This is a genomic window from Lysinibacillus sp. CNPSo 3705, from assembly GCF_028674935.1.
Taxonomy (GTDB): domain Bacteria; phylum Bacillota; class Bacilli; order Bacillales_A; family Planococcaceae; genus Lysinibacillus.
On the sequence record NZ_JAQZSD010000031.1, the window covers coordinates 73,033 to 93,417 of the forward strand.

Annotated in this window: 16 protein-coding genes; 10 read left to right on the plus strand and 6 right to left on the minus strand. The window is 38.9% G+C overall.

Annotated elements, in window-relative coordinates:
* Position 1 precedes the first annotated feature (1 nt).
* From PVA17_RS14340 to PVA17_RS14355, 4 genes are all read left to right on the plus strand, one after another.
* Entirely contained in the window at positions 2-3,481 is a 3,480-nt protein-coding gene (locus PVA17_RS14340; protein ID WP_274068053.1) for a DNA translocase FtsK, read from the plus strand.
* A gap of 227 nt (positions 3,482-3,708) precedes the next feature.
* On the plus strand, positions 3,709-5,022 hold the full coding sequence (gene murC, locus PVA17_RS14345; RefSeq protein ID WP_132357242.1) for a UDP-N-acetylmuramate--L-alanine ligase: 1,314 nt from the start codon (positions 3,709-3,711) through the stop codon (positions 5,020-5,022).
* Between the two features lie 109 nt (positions 5,023-5,131).
* Entirely contained in the window at positions 5,132-5,638 is a 507-nt protein-coding gene (locus PVA17_RS14350) for a DUF948 domain-containing protein (RefSeq protein WP_132357241.1), read from the plus strand.
* Between the two features lie 133 nt (positions 5,639-5,771).
* A complete protein-coding gene (locus PVA17_RS14355; RefSeq protein ID WP_053485032.1) occupies positions 5,772-6,272 on the plus strand; it encodes a YtxH domain-containing protein in 501 nt (166 codons plus the stop codon).
* Positions 6,273-6,323: 51 nt separating this feature from the next.
* Here the strand turns inward: PVA17_RS14355 and PVA17_RS14360 are convergent, their stop codons facing one another.
* Entirely contained in the window at positions 6,324-8,477 is a 2,154-nt protein-coding gene (locus PVA17_RS14360) for a cell division FtsA domain-containing protein (RefSeq protein WP_132357239.1), read from the minus strand.
* Between the two features lie 333 nt (positions 8,478-8,810).
* Here PVA17_RS14360 and PVA17_RS14365 point away from each other — a divergent pair, with 333 nt between their 5' ends.
* A complete protein-coding gene (locus PVA17_RS14365) occupies positions 8,811-9,896 on the plus strand; it encodes a bifunctional 3-deoxy-7-phosphoheptulonate synthase/chorismate mutase (protein WP_132357238.1) in 1,086 nt (361 codons plus the stop codon).
* A gap of 413 nt (positions 9,897-10,309) precedes the next feature.
* Positions 10,310-11,314 carry a catabolite control protein A gene (gene ccpA / locus PVA17_RS14370; protein ID WP_132357237.1) on the plus strand — a complete coding sequence of 335 codons (1,005 nt, stop codon included), beginning with the start codon at positions 10,310-10,312 and terminating at the stop codon, positions 11,312-11,314.
* Positions 11,315-11,437: 123 nt separating this feature from the next.
* Here ccpA and PVA17_RS14375 read toward each other — a convergent pair whose 3' ends face one another.
* From PVA17_RS14375 to PVA17_RS14385, 3 genes are read right to left on the minus strand one after another with little or no spacing between them, the layout of a single operon-like run.
* Positions 11,438-12,598, minus strand: a complete 1,161-nt coding sequence (locus PVA17_RS14375) for an acetoin utilization protein AcuC (protein ID WP_132357236.1) — start codon at positions 12,596-12,598, stop codon at positions 11,438-11,440.
* Complete coding sequence (locus tag PVA17_RS14380; protein ID WP_132357235.1) at positions 12,595-13,245, minus strand: acetoin utilization AcuB family protein; 651 nt, start codon at positions 13,243-13,245, stop codon at positions 12,595-12,597. The genes PVA17_RS14375 and PVA17_RS14380 overlap by 4 nt, the downstream gene beginning before the upstream one ends.
* A 24-nt stretch (positions 13,246-13,269) precedes the next feature.
* Positions 13,270-13,902, minus strand: a complete 633-nt coding sequence (locus PVA17_RS14385; RefSeq protein ID WP_274068054.1) for a GNAT family N-acetyltransferase — start codon at positions 13,900-13,902, stop codon at positions 13,270-13,272.
* 347 nt (positions 13,903-14,249) lie between these two features.
* Here PVA17_RS14385 and acsA point away from each other — a divergent pair, with 347 nt between their 5' ends.
* Complete coding sequence (gene acsA, locus PVA17_RS14390; RefSeq protein ID WP_483308025.1) at positions 14,250-15,977, plus strand: acetate--CoA ligase; 1,728 nt, start codon at positions 14,250-14,252, stop codon at positions 15,975-15,977.
* Between the two features lie 110 nt (positions 15,978-16,087).
* Here the strand turns inward: acsA and PVA17_RS14395 are convergent, their stop codons facing one another.
* Entirely contained in the window at positions 16,088-16,771 is a 684-nt protein-coding gene (locus PVA17_RS14395) for a hypothetical protein (protein ID WP_274068055.1), read from the minus strand.
* A 181-nt stretch (positions 16,772-16,952) separates the two neighbouring features.
* The gene (locus PVA17_RS14400) at positions 16,953-17,147 is read right to left on the minus strand and encodes a hypothetical protein (RefSeq protein ID WP_274068056.1); all 195 of its coding nucleotides are present in this window, start codon (positions 17,145-17,147) and stop codon (positions 16,953-16,955) included.
* A 121-nt stretch (positions 17,148-17,268) separates the two neighbouring features.
* Here PVA17_RS14400 and argC point away from each other — a divergent pair, with 121 nt between their 5' ends.
* Genes argC through argB form a run of 3 tightly spaced genes read left to right on the plus strand, consistent with a single transcriptional unit; the run spans position 17,269 to position 20,319 of the window.
* Positions 17,269-18,303: an N-acetyl-gamma-glutamyl-phosphate reductase gene (gene argC, locus PVA17_RS14405; RefSeq protein ID WP_274068057.1), complete on the plus strand. Its 1,035-nt coding sequence runs from the start codon at positions 17,269-17,271 to the stop codon at positions 18,301-18,303.
* A gap of 50 nt (positions 18,304-18,353) precedes the next feature.
* A complete protein-coding gene (gene argJ, locus PVA17_RS14410; protein ID WP_132357232.1) occupies positions 18,354-19,586 on the plus strand; it encodes a bifunctional glutamate N-acetyltransferase/amino-acid acetyltransferase ArgJ in 1,233 nt (410 codons plus the stop codon).
* Positions 19,549-20,319: an acetylglutamate kinase gene (gene argB, locus PVA17_RS14415; protein ID WP_274068058.1), complete on the plus strand. Its 771-nt coding sequence runs from the start codon at positions 19,549-19,551 to the stop codon at positions 20,317-20,319. The genes argJ and argB overlap by 38 nt, the downstream gene beginning before the upstream one ends.
* Positions 20,320-20,385: the final 66 nt, after the last annotated feature.

The window sequence follows — 20,385 nt, forward strand, 5'->3', positions numbered from 1 at the left end:
TGTGAATTGGTTAAAAAAACAAATGAATAAATTTTTAAATAAAGATGACAATGATTACGAATATGAAGAGTTTTATGAAGACTATGAAGAAGAACAATCACAGCAGTTGGATTCATATAAAGAAACACCTAAAGCAAAACAAAAAACTTTTCGTTTTCCGTTAATTGAGGATGAGGAATTTTCAGCTTCACCATCACCATCATCAAAGGCAGCATTTAATCAAATGGATGATACTTACTCCGGACAAATTGAAGATTTATCGCTACCGAAGCATTTAAATAATCATATTGTGGATTCGAGTGTTTACGATGTTGAGGTTTCAGGTATTCGAGATTTATTAGCAAATCGGACGAAGAGAACTGGTAGAACAACGATTACACGAAGTCGGCCTGAACAGGAGAATCGTTCAAAAGCAAGTCTTGTTTTTCGAGATGCGCAAAATGATTTACCGACTTCACCTAAAGTTACGAATTATCAAGTAGAAAAAGCAGATGAAAGTGCTTTAATTGAAAATCGCAAGCGTTTTGTACCAAGTGATGTTCCGTCACCAGTTTATGGTTTTTCTAGGCCAAGTCCAATTGAGCAATTATTAGAGAAACGGAAGGAAGAGCACGACAAGAAAGAGTTAGCAATACCTACAGCTTCTAAGGCTTTAAAAGAAACGACAACAAATGAGGCTATTGAAAATATACTAGAAGAAAAAGAGCCTATTAGCGTAGTTCGGAAAGATGAATCTGAACAGCTTGACATCAATGAAAAAATCGAAGTACCTGCTAAGCAACCGATTACTTTTGAAGATAAATTAACGGACGAAACAAATCATCATCATAAAACGACAACGGAATTACCTGTACCGCAAACAACTTCTTTTGCTGTAGAATTTGAAAATCAAATGAAAGAAGCCGTTCAACAGGAGCTGAATATTGAACAACTTTCATCTGACCAATCAGAAATCCATGTGAAAGAAGTAGTTGTAGAACAAGTACAAATCGAAAATTCGACCATCCACATTGGTGAAGTTACAGTAGTCCAGCCACCAATGAAGGAAGATGAAAAGCAAGACGTGTTGCAAGAACAGTCTATAGAAGAACTACCTTTAGAAGAGCAATCGGTAGAAAAGAAAGAAAAAAGTGGCATTCCATTTAATGTTTTAATGCTAAAAACTGACAAAGAGAAATGGAGAATCCAACAGCAATTTAAAAATATGAAGTCGACATCAACAATTGTTGACAAAAATCAAGCAAAACAGGAGCCTTCATCTGAGCTTAATCATTCGGAAGTAGAACAGCACATAGTGACATCCGAAAAAGCACAAAATCCACAATCTATAGGTTTAGAAATTAGTGAGTTAGAGATGTACAATAATAAAGCTACACAGTTGACGAAGGAACCCGAGGTTTCTATTGAAAATACTACTCCATCCGAAAATGCACAAAATCCACAATCTATAGATTTAGGGATTAGCGAGGTAGCGATGGACAATAAAACAGCTACACAGTTGACGAAGGAACACGAGGTTTCTATTGAAAATATTATTCCATCCGAAAAAGCACAAAATCCACAATCTATAGGTTTAGAAATTAGTGAGTTAGAGATGGACAATAATACAGCTACACAGTTGACGAAGGAACCCAAGGTTTCTATTGAAAATACTACTCCATCCGAAAAAGCACAAAATCCACAATCTATAGATTTAGGGATTAGCGAGGTAGAGATGGACAATAAAACAGCTACACAGTCGACAGAAGAAAACGAGGTGTCTATTGAAAATACTGTTCCATTCAATGCTGCAACAGAGAGTGTATCAGTCATTACAATGGCACCAGTCACATCAATGTCTAACGTTTCGACATTAGAAAAAACAGTGATTGATGTAGAGAGCTTCGATGAAATTTCAGCGACTACCGAAATGGAAGTAGCAACGGCTACTGAACAGAAGGTTACTACTGAGAATTTAGATATTCCTGAGGAACATTCTATTGATAATGAGAAGTATTTTGAGCAACCTTCCATTTTAGCTGAAACATTTGTGGAAGATCAAGTACAGGAAACGCCTCGGAAGCCTGTTCATGTGTATCAAAAGCCAGATGATGAGTTTTTAGAGCCACCTGAGGAAAAAACACAAGATACTGAGTGGATGGAGCAACAGGGAGATACATTGGTCGAGGCTTTGTCTTATTTCCAAGTCTCAGCTCAAATAGAATCCATTATGCAAGGGCCTGCCGTGACACAATTTGAAATAACTGTGAGTCATGGTACAAAGGTTAGTAAAATCCGCAATCTTTCAGATGATTTGAAGCTTGCATTGGCAGCGAAAGACATCCGCATCCAAGCACCGATTCCTGGGAAGAGCTCAATTGGCATTGAGATACCGAACCGTGTATCTCGCGCTGTTCGATTATCGGAAGTGACAAATAGTGCTTCTTTCCTCGAGTCAGATTCACCGTTAGAAGCAGCATTGGGTCTGGATTTAACAGGGAAGCCTGTAACTATTGATTTGCGAAAAATGCCACATGGATTAATTGCCGGAGCCACAGGTTCTGGTAAATCAGTTTGTATTAATTCAATTTTGGTTAGTTTATTATATAAAGCTGCTCCACATGAATTAAAGCTAATGCTTATCGATCCTAAAATGGTAGAATTAGCACCGTTTAATCATATTCCGCATTTAGTTAGCCCGGTCATCACCGATGTAAAGGCTGCTACAGCTGCACTGAAATGGGCAGTGGAGGAAATGGAACGTCGTTATCAGTTATTTGCGCATGCAGGCGCACGTGATATTACACGTTATAATGCAATTGCGGATAAAAATAATGAACATAGCTTAAAATTACCGTATATTTTAATTGTCATTGATGAATTGGCAGATTTAATGATGATGTCTCCTGCAGATGTAGAGGAGGCGATTTGTCGTATTGCCCAAAAGGCACGTGCTTGTGGTATCCATTTAATAGTTGCAACGCAAAGACCGTCTGTTGACGTTATTACAGGGCTTATTAAATCAAATATTCCTACACGTATTGCTTTTGCGGTATCTTCACAAATCGATTCACGTACAATTTTAGATGCACAAGGTGCAGAAAGATTGCTTGGACGAGGCGATATGTTATATTTAGGTAATGGTATGTCTGCTCCTGTTCGTTTGCAGGGGACATTTGTGACAGATGATGAAATTGAAGCAATTATTGAGCATGTTCGTGAGCAAGGAGAGCCTGATTATATATTCGATCAAGAGGAACTTTTAAAGAAGACTGAGGTTTCCGCTGAGCAAGATGAACTGTTCGAGGATGTATGTAGATTTGTTTATGAGCAAGGAGGAGCCTCTACTTCCTTAATTCAGCGCAAATACCATATTGGCTATAATCGTGCTGCTCGTTTAATCGATATGTTGGAATCACATGGCTTTGTGTCCGAGGCACGGGGCAGTAAACCACGAGAAAGTTATATTACAGAAGAAGATTTAATTGCTATGTTTGAATAAGAATTACATTGTTTTCGTATAGATTATCTTATTAACGTCGAAATTAGTATTTTTAGAAAAGTTACACATTTATCCTTATGCATAAATAGTGCTATAATAGACGAGATATGAAGATTAGTACGTATTTTTTAGTACTTACAAAGGTATTAATACCTAATAATTGGTGGAAAATACGATACACCTAATAGATGATAGAAGGGATATTGAATTCCCGGGGGGTTTAATTGATGACAGTTTTTCATTTCACAGGCATTAAAGGTTCTGGCATGAGTTCACTTGCACAAATCTTATTTGATGCTGGTGAACAAGTACAGGGCTCAGATGTTGATAAATATTTTTTCACGGAACAGCCGTTACGTGATCGTAATATTCCAATTTTTACATTTAATGCAGATAATATTAAAGAAGGTATGACAGTTATTGCAGGGAACGCATTTCCTGATGACCATCCTGAATTAGAGCGTGCTCGTGAAATCGGTGTAGAGATTATTCGCTACCATAAATTTTTAGGTGAATATATCGGTAATTATACGTCGATTGCTATTACTGGTGCACATGGTAAAACATCTACAACAGGCTTGATGGCTCATGTTGTAGGTGGGTATAAACCAACTTCTTATTTAATCGGTGATGGGACAGGAGCTGGACATGAAAATGCTGACTTCTTTGTGATGGAAGCATGTGAATACCGTCGACACTTTTTAGCGTATAATCCCGATTACGCTGTAATGACAAATATTGATTTTGACCATCCAGACTACTTTGCAAACATAGAGGATGTTTATTCAGCATTTCAATCATTAGCACTACAGGTTAAAAAAGCAATTATTGCTTGCGGTGATGATGAACATCTACAACGTATTCAAGCGAAGGTGCCTGTTGTTTATTACGGTTTTGGGGCTGAAAATGATTTTGAGGCTCGTAATGTTGAAAAAACAACTAAGGGTACAAAATTTGATGTATTTGTCCGCAATGAATTTTATAGCACATTCTTTATCCCATTATTTGGGGATCATGCGGTATTAAATACGTTATCTGTTATTACACTTTGCCAATATGAAGGTATTTCACCAGACATCGTTCAAGAACGTTTAAACACATACAAAGGTGTAAAAAGACGTTTTACAGAAACGAATATTGGGAATAATGTTTTAATAGATGACTATGCGCATCATCCAACTGAAATCCGTGCAACGATTCAATCAGCACGACAAAAGTTTCCGGATCGTGAGCTAGTAGCTATTTTCCAACCACATACATTTACACGTACACAAGCTTTTTTACAGGATTTTGCAGATAGTCTAAGTCTTGCGGATACAGCATATTTATGTGATATTTTTGGCTCTGCAAGGGAAACACAAGGCGCACTTTCAATCCAAGATTTAGCGTCTTTAATTGAAGGCAGTGCAGTGATTACCACTGAGGGAATTGAAGTGTTAACAAAGCATAAGGACGCAGTATTTTTATTTATGGGCGCTGGCGATGTTCACAAATTCCAGGATGCTTTTGAAGACGTGCTAAAGAATAACGAAACAGCTTAATCCGCAAGGAATAAGCTGTTTTTCTCAAAATGAGGAGGAATTCAGTTTTTTTTGTCGAATATAAGGAAAGTAATAGTAAAGAGAACTTTTACTTGCAGGAGGTCTAGTTATGGAAGTTATTTTGTATATTGCAGCAATCATTGCAGCAATTGGTTTTTTAATTTTTTGTGTGAGCGTTGGGATGACATTATTTTCGCTCAAACCAATTCTTAACAGTTTAGCTGGAACATTATCAGGTATTGAAGGACAAATGGAAGGTATTACACGTGAAACGACTTCCTTACTATCCAAAACAAATAGCTTGGCAGAGGATATTCAAGAAAAATCTGAACAGTTAAATTCCGTTGTTCATGCAGTTAAAGGAATTGGCGACTCTGTGAATGGATTAAATACATCTGTACAGCAAATTACTTCTTCAATTTCTAAAACTGTGGAACAAAATGAAGAGAAAATTGCACAAGTTGTTCAATGGAGTAATGTTGCAATGGGCATTGCAGATAAGTGGAAGAAACGCAAAATTATTGATCAGGCCAATGAGGTAATTCAAGAAGATGTTTATTCTTCTGAATCAGAGCAGTCGGAAAAATCGAGAAGAAAATGGGGCCGTAAAAAATAATAATTATTCGGTAGGCATTAAATGTCACCGGAATAAAAATAAAATTTAGGCATATGTTGTAGAATGCATCCGCGAAAGCAGATGGACAACTAGTCTAAACAAATTAAATAATAAGATGGGGAGGAATTGTTGCATGACAACTCAAAAGCCAAATTATAATGAAGTGAAGGAACAACAACTTGAAAGTTCATTGCCACAGCTTTATCAACCGCAAGAGTCGATCTATGAAGAGGAGCGAGTGAACATGAAGGATTTTGTTATTGGCGCATTAGTTGGGGGTATAGTAGGGGCAGCTGCAGGCTTATTGCTAGCTCCAAAATCAGGAAAAGATTTACGTAGCGATGTAGCAGTACAAGCTGTTAACTTAAAAGATAAGAGTGCAGATTTCTCGACAACTGCTAAAGATAAAACGGTTCAATTATCTAAACAAATTCAAGAACAATCTACACAATTAGTAGAGAAAGTAAAAACATTAAAATCAGCAAAAGCACCAACTGTTTTTGACGATGGTACTGTTTCTTTTGAGGGGGAAGAACCACTGGAAGATTTCATTCCTAGTGAAGAACCTAAAGCAGAGGATGCTAGTGAAAAAAAGGAACAAGCTGAAGAAAAAAGTGAAGAAGTTCGCGCTTAATAGCTAAAAGGGATACGTTACATCGTAGATAAGATGTAACGTATCCCTTTTTTAAGATATTGGCGCTTTTTCTAGTAAAATCTCTAATTTATCCCCGCCGAAAATCTCCATATCAAAGCTTGCTGGTTGGCCATTTCGTAAAATTGTAAAATTACCTTTAAATGTAGTAGGTAGTTGCCAATTAGAAAAACGGAACACATCCTGGTATATCCAACGACTTCGATCTTTTTCTTTAAACGAAATTATTGCTCCATTTGGAACAGTTGAAAGAGGTGAAACCACTACATGATTAACGAGAACTTCGTTGGCCATCTTTTTCAGCTCTAACACCTCGTTTTGAAAATGGATGACAATTTTATCCTCAAGTAAAACATTCATTTGGTCAGCAATCCGTTGAACAGTAGGGAATGTTTGTTGCTGAAAAGTAAGTACATCACCGTCTTGGACAGCATATGACATTTTAGCTGGTTTACCATTAATCATTAATTGAGCTGAAAACTCAGGTAAATACAGTGGTTTTCCGTCCACTTGAATATAAAATGACTCAAATTGTTTTAATAACTCCAAATTATTTGTGAGCTTAAATACATCCTCGACTGTTTCAGCTATTTCAAACATCACAACATCTCGATCATTTAATGCGCTATCGAGTGATGTCGGAGAACCATTAACAGTTATTTGTGGTTCGATGACATATTTCGTATGTTGAATTGTAATTGTTTTAATGGCAGCATCATCTACAATATCTCTCACCGTAGCATTAGCTGGCTGACCGTCTTGGCCTTCAATTAGCTGGATGGCATCGCCTGTTTTAATCATCGTTTTTGTGGATGCCGGATGACTATTCACTAAAATTTCTGCCGGTTGACCGTGACCGCCAGGGATGAAAATATCTTGTCCATTAACATTCACTGATAATCCATGACCCGGTTTTCCATATAATTGCTTTGCTCGAATATTGGCTGCTAAAAATGCATCTGCAACGGTCATTTCCTTTAATTCAAAAAGGCGAACTACTTGTTCATTGACAGTTAGACTCATATATTGAATAGGCATTTTTTTTGCTGCAATGGCAATACCAATTGGGGTCACCAATTCAGGAGATGCTTTAATATGATCTTCCCTCGTTAAGTTTTGAATGGCGTCAATCCCTCGAACGGCAATGCGATTGGCAGGTAAATCTAGTACTAGTCCAAGTTCAGTTGGAAGATTTGGCGTTAAGCTTCCTCCACCAACTAGCATTACCGCTTTAGGAGCAGTCTGATTATTCAGGCGTAAAATTTCTTCCCCAATAGCTTTTGCGAGTTGCTTAACAGCAGACTCGATTGCTTGAAGAACCTCTTGTTTCGGATAATATTGATCAAAGCCTAAAATATCCTGAATTAAAATGTTTTCTTCTGTTTGCAGTTGACGTTTCGCTTCTTCAGCAACAGGGAAATCGAGTAAGTAATGGTCACTTAAAGCCTCTGTTATTTCATCACCAGCTGTTGGTACCATGCCATATGCGACAACAGTACTTTTATCGGTAATGGCAATATCTGATGTACCAGCACCAATATCAACAAGTGCCACATTTAAACGACGCATTGTTGGGGGAATAAGTACATTAATAGCTGCAATAGGTTCTAAAGTTAGTGCATCCATCTCTAATTCCGCGCGTTTAAGAGCCGCGATAAGTGATTCTACGACAACTCGTGGCAAGAACGTAGCAATAACTTCAATTTGTGCTTCATCACCTTGCTGATCGAGTAGGCTACCAATTTCTTCGCCATCTAAACGGTAGTATAAAACTGAATAACCAACGCAATAATAGTGGCTTATTTTAGCGTCTTCTTTATGTTGAAGAAGCTGTTGCTGTGCCTGTTGAACAGCTTGCAGTTCTAAACGACTTATATCTTCCTCCGTAAAGATTGGTCGATTACGTATATTGATCGTCACGCTTGCTTGTTCTGTTTTTAAGGAGCGACCAGCCGCAGCGACGCTCACTTTTTTTAAAGGACCATGCTTCTCTTCAAGTTCATGTTTAATTTCATTGATTAAATCTGCCACATACATGACATTATGTATTTGACCATCAACCATGGCCCGTTCTTTATGTTCTTTTACCAAGATGTCTTCCACGTGAAAATGGTCATTATCTTCAGCTAAAATAATGCCTACTACAGAACGTGTACCGATATCAAGTGCAAATAATTTTGAACTCAATGTATTCGCTTCCTTTCTCGTAATATATTAACTTGCTTTCAGTAAATACAACTGGCATAGAGGAACTCAGGCTAAAAACACATCCTGTGAAAACGACTGAGTGACCAATATCGTGTTGGCATAAAGCCTCTGGTGGATGTCACGAAGCGGAAAGGAGTCTTTATACTCGCTTCCTTTCTCGTAATATGTTAAGATAATTTAGCGAGTTGAAGCGCTAAATTAAAAATGCGTGACATTCAGTGCAACATTGATTATAATGTTGCTAATATCTAAAAATGTAACATACATTTCAGAGTTCTGAAAGTGTCTGTCGTGAGGAGAGGAGCAAGAAACATGAGCCAAAAAGATTTAGAAAGCTTACGTAGTCAAATAGACGGTTTAAACTTAGAAATTCTTCGTCTAATTAACGAACGTGCAGCAGTAGTTGATGAAATCGGTAAGATTAAAGAAAAACAAGGTGTAAATCGCTATGATCCATTACGTGAACGCCATATGCTTGATCTTATTAAAGAGCACAATCAAGGTCCGTTAAACCAAATGACGGTTGACTATATATTTAAGCAAATCTTTAAAACAGCTTTAAAACAACTTGAAGCGGATAAGAAAAAAGAATTACTTGTTTCTCGTAAGAAAAAATCAGAAGATACTGTCATTAATGTGAATGGTGAGCTAATTGGCCAAGGAAAACCATCTTTCGTATTTGGACCTTGTGCTGTAGAATCATACGAGCAAGTAGCAGCAGTAGCAGCATCTATTAAAGCAAAAGGTGAAAAGTTAATTCGTGGCGGCGCTTATAAACCACGTACTTCTCCATATGACTTCCAAGGTCTTGGATTAGAAGGACTTAAAATTTTGAAACGTGTGTCAGAGGAATATGGTTTAGGCGTTATTACGGAAATCGTTACACCAGGTCATTTAGAGGAAGCTTTAGATTACATTGATGTTATCCAAATTGGAGCACGTAATATGCAAAACTTCGAATTATTAAAAGCAGCGGGTGCAACAAATAAACCTGTACTTTTAAAAAGAGGCTTAGCAGCGACAATTGATGAATTCATTCACGCAGCAGAATACATTATGTCTAAAGGAAATGAGAACATCATTCTTTGTGAGCGTGGTATTCGTACTTACGAAAAAGCAACTCGTAACACATTAGATATTTCTGCTGTACCAATTTTAAAACAAGAAACGCATTTACCAGTATTTGTAGACGTAACACATTCAACAGGTCGTCGTGATTTACTTTTACCATGTGCTAAGGCAGCAATTGCTATTGGAGCTGATGGCGTAATGGCAGAGGTGCATCCAGATCCATCTGTAGCACTTTCTGATTCACAACAACAAATGGATATCCCAACATTTGATGCTTTCTACGAAACATTACAAAAATTCATGAAGAGCCATGAAATCAATGCTTAATTTATTTCAAGGGTGTCCCGCTGAAATAGAGGAACTTAGTCTAACAACGCCACGTCCTGTGGCAACGACTGAGTGACCAACATCGGTGTTGTTGTCGCTGCCGCTTCGCTTTCGCGCAGGCAAAAAACACGTTGCTGTGCCGCTGCGTTAGCACTACGCTTTCTCTTAAAAAACATTAGCAGGCTTAAGCACAAAGCCGATGCCAGACGCAATTATGCCGGGACATAATGAATGTGTTGATAAACACCGCTTGCTTTAATCGCAGGCGGTGTTTACTATATAGTGACAAAATAATGACTAGAAAAGTACTATTTGTACTTGGTTTTTCTTTTCATGTACATACTGCTTCTTGAAAAGAATATGAAAATTATCGTATGATAAGGCTATAAAAGGAAAAAAGGGAGGCACGTGCGATGACTGTTACAATTTATGATGTTGCAAGAGAAGCAAATGTTTCGATGGCAACGGTCTCTCGTGTAGTCAATGGTAATCAAAACGTAAAACCGGCAACACGGAAAAAAGTATTAGAAGTAATTGAACGATTAGAGTACCGTCCAAACGCAGTAGCGCGTGGATTAGCAAGTAAGAAAACAACAACAGTTGGCGTGATTATCCCGGATATTGCAAACAATGTTTATGCGGAGCTGGCACGTGGTGTAGAGGATATTGCAACAATGTATCGTTACAATATTATTTTAGCCAACTCAGACCAACATGAAGATAAAGAGCTTCAGTTACTGGATACAATGTTAGGAAAACAGGTTGACGGTATTGTTATGATGAGTGATGAAGTAACTGAAAAAATGCAACAAACTATGGATCATTCACCTGTACCAATTGTGCTTGCAGGTTCAGTAGATGAATCGCAAACAATTGCGACTGTTAACATTGATTATTTCCAAGCAGCTTATGAGGCGATTACATTACTCATTCAAAATGGCCATAAGCGAATCGCTTTCGTAACAGGTCCACTTACGTATACTATTAATGGAAAATTCAAACTTGAAGCTTATAAAAAAGCTTTACAAGACGCAGGTTTACCTATAGATGAATCACTTATCGCTGCTGAAGAATCGAGCTATGATATGGGCTTAGAGGCGTGGGAATCATTATCTTCACTGGAAAATCCTCCAACTGCTTATTTTGCAGGTAGTGATGAATTAGCAATTGGCTTGATTCATGGTGCACAGGATGCAGGTAAAGATGTACCTGAGGATATCGAAGTAATCAGCTTTGAAAATTCAAAATTAGCACGTATGGTTCGTCCACAGCTAACAAGTGTCGCGTTACCACTGTACGATATCGGAGCTGTTGCAATGCGTTTGCTGACTAAATTGATGAACAAAGAGCCTGTTGAGGACGAAGCGGTTATTTTGCCTCATCGTATTGAACATCGACAATCTGTCAAAAGTAAATAACAGTAATTAACACGTAAATCTGATAATGGATTTGCGTGTTTTTTTATAGACGGTTTGAAAGCGCCAGAAGATAGAGGACTAACGTAAAAATAAAAAGCCTCACGATTGTCGTGAGGCATAGTGTTAACCGTGTTTTTCATTGCGAATAATATGAAGCGCTTTAGTTAGCATTTGCGCATTTTTTTCTTCAATCTCTGCCTTGCGAGGGATTGGCTCATACAATGGATTTGGATCCTCCCAAGTTGGAATAAAAGGCACAGGTGCTTCAGGCTGCCAACGATCTAACCAAGCTTGAGGTAGAGGTCCTGTTGGTAATTGCTGATCTGTCATTTCAAGCCATAGCATCGACCATGCGCGAGGCACAACACGCCAAATGTCATAGCCTCCACCGCCAACGGCAATCCATTTCCCCCCACAATATTCATGTGCTAATTTATGCGCAAGTTTTGGGATTTCTCTATAAATGTTCATTGTTCCATATAAATGTGTTAGTGGATCAAAATAATGTGCATCTGCGCCGTTTTGCGTTAACACAACATCTGGCTTGAAAAATTCAAAGACTTCTCGCATAGCTTTTTCATAGATTTCTAGAAAACTCTCATCTTCTGTAAAAGCGTCAATTGGAAAATTAAAAGAAGTGCCATAGCCCTGCCCATTTCCGCGTTCCGTAATATTCCCAGTTCCGGGGAAAAGGTAGCGCCCTGTTTCATGAATAGATAATGTGCAAACATCTGGATCCTCGTAAAAACTCCATTGCACCCCATCTCCATGATGGGCATCGGTATCTACATAAAGTACACGAGCATTGTATTTTTCCTGTAAATAACGAATAGCTACTGTACTATCGTTATAAATACAAAAACCTGATGCACGGCCACGGAAGCCATGGTGTAGCCCTCCCCCTAAATTGAGAGCGTGCTCGGCTTTTCCTTCCATAACATAATCGACAGCTGTTAATGTTCCACCGACAAGCTGTGCACTTGCTTCGTGCATATTTTCAAAAATGGGTGTATCTTCGGTGCCTATGCCATAGCTTTCACATTGTGCCTCTGAAAGCTCACCATGTCCTGCTCTTTTAACGATTTCAATATATTTTGGATCATGTGCAAGTAAAAGTTCTTCCTCTGTTGCGACACGAGCTGGCACGATATTTAAATCATCAAGAGCATCAATATTTTTTAACAAATCCATTGTAAGCGTCAAGCGTTTATGATTGAAAGGATGGGTATCTGAAAATTTATATCCGAGTTGCTCTGGTGAGTATATAAATACTGCTTTTTTCATTGTAATGAAACACCTGGCAAATTAGGCCATAGTACATCAAAGCCCTCTTTACGAAGTTCTTCAATCATAGCTAATGGATTGAGAGTTTTTACTCGGATACTTAAAATTTTATTTTGCGTATTTTCAGAGTCGGGATAAACTAAGACGCTTTGGACATTTGCATGGTGTTTACGAAAAATTTTAGTAATCTCAAATAATATTCCTGGTGTATCGGATACACGAATTTCTATTTTTGAGCCAGGTTCAGTGGCACCTGTTAACTCTAAGTATGTATAGAGTAAATCGGTAGTAGTGACAATCCCAACTAATTTTCCTCCGGAGACAATTGGTAAACAGCCTATTTTAGATTCATAAAAGGTAAGCGCTACTTCCTCCACGAAATCAAGTGGATGACCGACAATTGGATTTTTAATCATAATCTCTTCCACTTTTGCATTAAAAACTGGAGAATTAGGCTCATCCCGTAACGAGGAAGGCAATGCCTCTTTAATATCTCTTTCAGTGATCACCCCAAGAACATGATACTCCTCATCTACAACTGGTAAATGACGTACTTTTTTCTCACGCATGAACTTCAGCGCTTCAACCACTGTGTTTGTCGGAGCCAGCGTGTATGGCTCATCATTCATAATTTCTTCTACGATCATATACTCATCCCCTTTGTGTTGGTTTTAATACATGAAGCGATTTCTAAAGCGAAGTCTATCGAATCTTTCCATTGTCTCAGGAGGCACGCGTTTGCCTTCACGTGCCATCAGGCAGTTAGCGGGATGTGATGTAATTTCAGGGTCATCTGTCGCAAAATATTCGAAGTTGGCAGAGCCCATCATTTTCTCCATCATTTTTCGATAATCCCAAACGTTTAAACCAGTCCCTTTTAAATCCCAATGCCAATAATACTCGGTAGTGATAACAAGATAGTCTTCCATTTCATCTCCCATAAAAGATACGGCTAGTAGTGCTTTACCAGCACCTGAACCACGATAGTCTGGAATGACTTCAATAGCACCTAATTCAATCATGTTATCAATTTGATCCTCCGCCCAGCGTTCGAGTGGATCGGGATATAGATAAGTGACGTAGCCTACAATAATGTTTTCATTTCGAATAATAATAATTCGTCCTTCAGGAAGTCCTGCAATTTCTATAATGGCTTGCTGCTGTTGCTTTGGAGGTCTAAAAGCAACCAAGCCTTCGTGGAATGAATATGTAGCTAATTTTTCTGGAGGAACAGGTCCTTCCACATACACAGTACCATGCTTTGTTTCCTTTGTGACAGAAAAAAAAGTTTTTTTGTGTTCCATAATGACACCACCTGAGTTTAATAGTTTCATTATAGCTGATTTCCTGCGGAAAAACGCTATCTTTTGCAAAATATACCTGCGTTTTCGGAAAAATATAAATATTAAGACATTATTAATGAATTCGTGTAAAATAGTTGTATATCGCATCTGTTATTCAACAGATGAATGTAGTGTGAATAGGCATTCACTATTTTTACACTGCTTAAACTGTTGTATAACAAAATGCTACATAACGTAGTTGTCTTTGGAGAAGGTGGTGGATTTTGAAGGGAAAAATAATGACATTACGACGATTTGAAATTTGCTTACTAATGTACTAAGGCAATAGCAAAGAGAGGGGTATTTTCATGGGGATGAAAATGTTGGAGAAGTTGAATGCTTTACCTGGGCAATATAATTTACTTGATTATGAGAAAGCTGCGGCAACTCATGATTGGAAAGAGACAGAAAAGGGGTTTAGTTGGTATGAAACAGGGCTTGTAAACATGGCATATGAGGCAATTGATCGTCATACAGAAACGCATCGAAAAAACAAAGTTGCACTTTATTTTAATGATGGAAACCGTAAAGAGACTTATTCTTTCAATGAAATGAAAAAGCTGACGAATAAAGCAGCAAATGTTTTTAAAGCAGCAACAAATTTAGAAAAAGGTGATCGATTATTTATTTTTATGCCGCGTTCACCGGAGCTTTATTTTTCTTTATTAGGCGCATTGAAAATGGGTGTAATTGTAGGTCCACTATTCGAGGCATTTATGGAAGGTGCAGTTTATGACAGACTTGTAGATAGCGAGGCTAAAGTATTAGTGACAACACCAGAGTTACTTGAACGCGTACCTTTAGCGAAGCTACCGCATTTGCAGCACGTCTTTTTAGTAGGATCTGATATAGAGGAAACACCACAAATTTTAGATTTCAATAGACGCTTGAAAGAAGCACCTTCTCAATTTGATATTGAATGGGTGGACAGAGAGGACGGTATGATTCTTCATTATACTTCTGGATCAACTGGAGCTCCAAAGGGCGTATTGCATGTTCATAATGCAATGCTTCAACAATATCAATCTACACAATGGGTATTAGATTTGCGTGAAGACGATATTTACTGGTGTACGGCTGATCCAGGATGGGTGACAGGTACAGCATATGGCATTTTTGGTCCATGGTTAAATGGTGTCACAATGCTAATTGTTGGTGGAAGATTTTCACCACAAGCTTGGTACCAAGCTATTGAGGATTATAGTGTAACAGTTTGGTATAGTGCACCAACTGCTTTCAGAATGTTAATGGGTGCTGGTAGTGGTATGCTTGAGAACTATGATCTATCTTCGGTACGCCATATTTTATCTGTTGGTGAACCGTTAAATCCAGAGGTAATTCGTTGGGGGACTGATGAGCTAGGTCACCGTATACATGATACGTGGTGGATGACAGAAACCGGTGCGCATATGATTTGTAATTATCCTTCTATGGATATTAAGCCAGGCTCAATGGGTAAACCATTACCAGGTATTCATGCGACAATTGTTGATGATGCTGGTAATGAAGTACCACCCTTTACAATGGGGAATTTAGCGGTTCGACGTGGTTGGCCTGCAATGATGCGTCAAATTTGGGGGAATCCACAGCGTTATGAATCCTATTTCTTAAAAGGTGAATGGTATGTGTCTGGGGACTCTGCCTATATGGATGATGATGGTTACTTCTGGTTCCAGGGGCGTGTTGATGATGTTATTATGACAGCTGGTGAGCGGGTAGGTCCTTTCGAGGTAGAAAGTAAGCTACTAGAGCATCCCGACATAGTAGAGGCAGGGGTGATTGGAAAACCAGATCCTGTCCGAGGTGAAATTATTAAAGCTTTTGTATCATTACGTGAAGGTGTTGAACCTTCAGATACATTGATAGAGGATATTCGTAATTTTGTTAAGAAAGGTTTATCTGCACATGCAGCACCACGTGAAATCGAATTTAAGGATAAGCTACCAAAAACACGCAGTGGTAAGATTATGCGTCGTGTGTTAAAGGCATGGGAGTTAAATTTACCAACTGGTGATTTATCTACGATGGAAGATTAATTATAAGAAGCAGGAATTTATTCGGCGGACGAAAAATTCCTGCTTTGTTTTTTTATATGTAGGGGAGCATTAGGCCTCTACTAGCGCCGTATATAATGTTTACTTACCATCTATTTCGACAATAATCGTGTAAGTGTCATGAGCATTTGTAGCGAAAATTTCAGATCCAGCTGGCAGTTTAGTAGCATAAAAATCTTTGAAAAATAGAGTGGATGTCCTCGTTTTTTTATTTCTCCAATTTTGTCTTCTTTTATAAAATCACCCTTTTTTAGAGATTCTTGATCGGATGCTTTTATATAGATTAATTGATCAATTTGTAAAATATCTGCTTGAGGATCTTCTTTAAGAATAGTTTTTAGGCGAAGCGGCGGAAAGAAGAGCCAGAGCGACGGAAAGAAATCCGAGCGACGGAAAGAAGAGCCAGAGCGACGGAAAGAAGAGCCAGAGCGACGGAAAGAAGAGCCAGAGCGACGGAAGGAAGAGCCAGAGCGACGGAAGGAAGAGTCGAAGCGACGGAAAGAAATCCGAGCGACGGAAGGAAGAGTCGAAGCGACGGAAAGAAGAGCCAGAGCGACGGAAGGAAGAGTCGAAGCGACGGAAAGAAGAGCCAGAGCGACGGAAGGAAGAGGCGAAGCGACGGAAAGAAATCCGAGCGACGGAAGGAAGAGCCAGAGCGACGGAAAGAAATCCGAGCGACGGAAAGAAGAGTCAAAGCGACGGAAAGAAGAGCCAGAGCGACGGAAGGAAGAGTCGAAGCGACGGAAAGAAATCCGAGCGACGGAAGAAAGAGTCAAAGCGACGGAAAGAAGAGCCAGAGCGACGGAAGGAAGAGTCGAAGCGACGGAAAGAAGAGTCAAAGCGACGGAAAGAAGAGCCAGAGCGACGGAAGGAAGAGTCGAAGCGACGGAAAGAAATCCGAGCGACGGAAGGAAGAGCCAGAGCGACGGAAAGAAATCCGAGCGACGGAAAGAAGAGTCAAAGCGACGGAAAGAAATCCGAGCGACGAAAGGAAGAGTCGAAGTGACGGAAAGTAGAGCCAGAGCGACGGAAGGAAGAGTCGAAGCGACGGAAAGAAGAGTCGAAGCGACGGAAAGAAGAGCCAGAACGACGGAAGGAAGAGTCGAAGTGACGGAAAGAAATTCGAGGGACGGAAAGAATAGGGTTATCCAAACTTTTTTAAAATCATTTATTGAATGAAGTTTGTGAAAATTAAGTAAATAAATAAAAATTCAGTTGACTTAATAAATATGCAGACGTATACTAATTTTAACTTAATTCAGAGGTGAGTGCATTGAAAGTAGGGATTGTTGGTGCAACCGGATACGGTGGATTAGAGCTTATTCGATTTTTACATAATCATAAAGCGGTGGAACGGATCGATTTATTCACATCTTCAGAAGAAGGCGTCATTTTTTCTTCTAAGTTTGGTCATCTCGTCCATATTGCCGATACACCTTTACAAAAAATTGATTATAGGACTTTGGAGGAATTTGATGTTGTTTTTACAAGTACACCTTCAGGAGTGACAAGTGAGCTATTACCGCCATTGGTGGGGAAAGGTCCTAAATTAATAGACTTGTCTGGTGATTTCCGTATACAAGATCCAGCATGCTATGAAGCATGGTACGGTAAAAAAGCGGCGCCGTTAAAATTTATTCAACAAAGTGTTTATGGCTTAACTGAATGGAATGCAGAAAATATTCAACATGCTTCTCTTATCGCAAATCCAGGGTGTTATCCAACAGCCGTTTTACTTTCGCTGTTACCATTGCTAAAAGAACGATTGATTGATTCAAGCTTTTTAGTGATTGATGCGAAAAGTGGGATTTCAGGGGCTGGAAATAAACCATCGCAAACAACGCATTTTAGTGAGGTAAACGAAAACTTTTCAATCTATAAAATGAATACACATCAGCATATACCGGAAATCGAGCAGGCTATTACAATGTTTGCAGGGATTAATACAACTATTTCTTTTAATACGCATTTAGTGCCAATGACTAGAGGGATTTTATCTACTTCTTATGCACCTGTTATGTCTGGTGTTACAGAGCATCAGCTAGTAGCTTGCTTACAGCATGCCTATGAAAAGCATCCGTTTGTACGGATCGTCACAGATGTAAATAGTCTAGGAACAAACCGTGTGAAAGGTTCGAACTATTGTGACATTTTAGTGAAGGTTGATAGCCGTACGAATCGTGCCACAATCGTTGGCGTCATCGATAATTTAGTCAAAGGTGCTGCAGGGCAAGCCATTCAAAATATGAACGTTCAATTTGATTTACCACAAACGACAGGATTAGATGTCGTGCCGTTCTTTTTGTAAATTATTTGGAGTGAATTTTTGTGAAATTGACTAACTAAGGAGGAGATTTTATGACATTAGTGGCATCCACAAGTATTATGAAAAAATTATCGAGTAAAAATATTGTTTCACCAAAGGGCTTTAAAGCTGCGGGTTTACATTGTGGTTTAAAGCATAAGAAAAAAGATTTAGCTGTGTTAGTTAGTGAAGTACCCGCAAGTGTAGCAGGTGTCTTTACAACGAACGCTGTACAGGCAGCACCATTAAAAGTAACGAAAGAGGTTGTGTACACAACGAAGAAAATGCAGGCGATGATTGTTAACTCTGGAAATGCTAATGCATGTACAGGAAAACAAGGTGCAAAAGACGCCCAAACAATGCAGGCCCTCATAGCAGAAAAGCTAGGTATTGGGGCAAATTTAGTGGGTGTTTGCTCAACTGGTGTCATCGGTGAAATGATGAATATGGAGCCACTGGCAAATGGGATTAATCAGTTAGAGCCAAAGGATAATTTAGAAAGTGCTATTGATTTTGCACAAGCGATTATGACAACAGATACGGTTATGAAAAACACAAGTTACAGTACTATTGTTGATGGTAAAGAGGTTATTATCGCTGGCGTAGCAAAAGGGTCAGGTATGATTGAACCGAATATGGCAACAATGCTAGGTTTTATTACGACAGATGCAAATATTGAATCAGATGTCCTACAGACTACATTATCTGATATAACAAATATGACGTTTAATGCAATTACAGTGGATGGGGATACATCGACAAATGACACAGTAGTTGTCATGGCAAACGGTTTAGCAGGAAACGCGGCTTTAACTCCTGACCACCCAGATTGGCAAAACTTCTACTATACGTTAAAAACAGTAGCTGAGGACTTAGCGAAAATGATTGCTAAAGATGGCGAGGGTGCTACGAAGTTGATTGAGGTTGAAGTTGAAGGGGCATTTTCGGATGAAGAAGGACGTAAAATTGCTAAAACAGTAGTTGGTTCACCACTTGTGAAAACGGCTGTATTTGGCTGTGATGCAAACTGGGGACGTATTATTGCCGCTGTAGGCTATAGTGGTGCAACGGTTGATCCGGAAAAAATTACGATTCAAATTGGCGGTGTAACAATGGTTGAAAATGGTGAGCCAGTGCCATTTTCGGAAGATGAGTTAATTCAAATTTTAAAAATGCATGAAGTGAAAATTTATGTGTCTCTTGGTATTGGGGAAGGCAAAGGGCATGCTTGGGGATGTGATCTCACTTATGACTACGTTCAAATCAATGCCTCATACCGCTCGTAAACGAATGGTCATTAAGCTTGGTGGAAGTACGTTAGATGGCTTAAATGAGTCGTTTTTTGAGAATTTTAAAAAACTCCAAGAAAGCGGCATAGAGCTTATTATTACCCATGGTGGTGGCCCAGCCATTAACCGTGAACTAGCGGTGCGCGGAATAGAATCACATGCTTTAAATGGTATTCGTGTCACGAGCAAAGCTGCAATGGATATTGTACAGTCAACGTTAATAGGGAAGGTCAATCCTACGCTTGTTCATGAATTGACAATTTCTGGAGTTTCTGCAATTGGGTTAAACGGCTTTGATGGTCAGTTAATTTTAGCAGATTTTCTTGATAAAGATGTATACGGTTTTGTTGGTGAAGTGAAAGCCATCAATACATCTTTGCTAGAAGCAATAATGAGTGCCGGGGTTGTACCGGTTATTGCTTGCGTGGGATCAGATGAACATGGTCAGGCATTAAATATTAATGGAGATACGATAGCAAGTGAAATAGCATTAGCGATAGATGCGGATAGCCTATTACTAGTAACCGATGTAAGTGGTATTCGAATTAATGATGAATATCAACCGAAAGCAACACGCTCCTCTATCAATCAATGGATTGAGGAGGGGCATATTTATGGTGGGATGATACCTAAAGTTCAAGGAGCTCTCGAATGCTTAAGTGCAGGTATTCCATCCGTGCAAATTGTTGGAGAATCCTTAGTGGGTACGACGATTTTATCCGGGAGTTGAAGAAAATCCGAATAATTCATAGATAGGTGGTATATAAGGAGCAGTATAGTTGTTTAGGGAAAATGA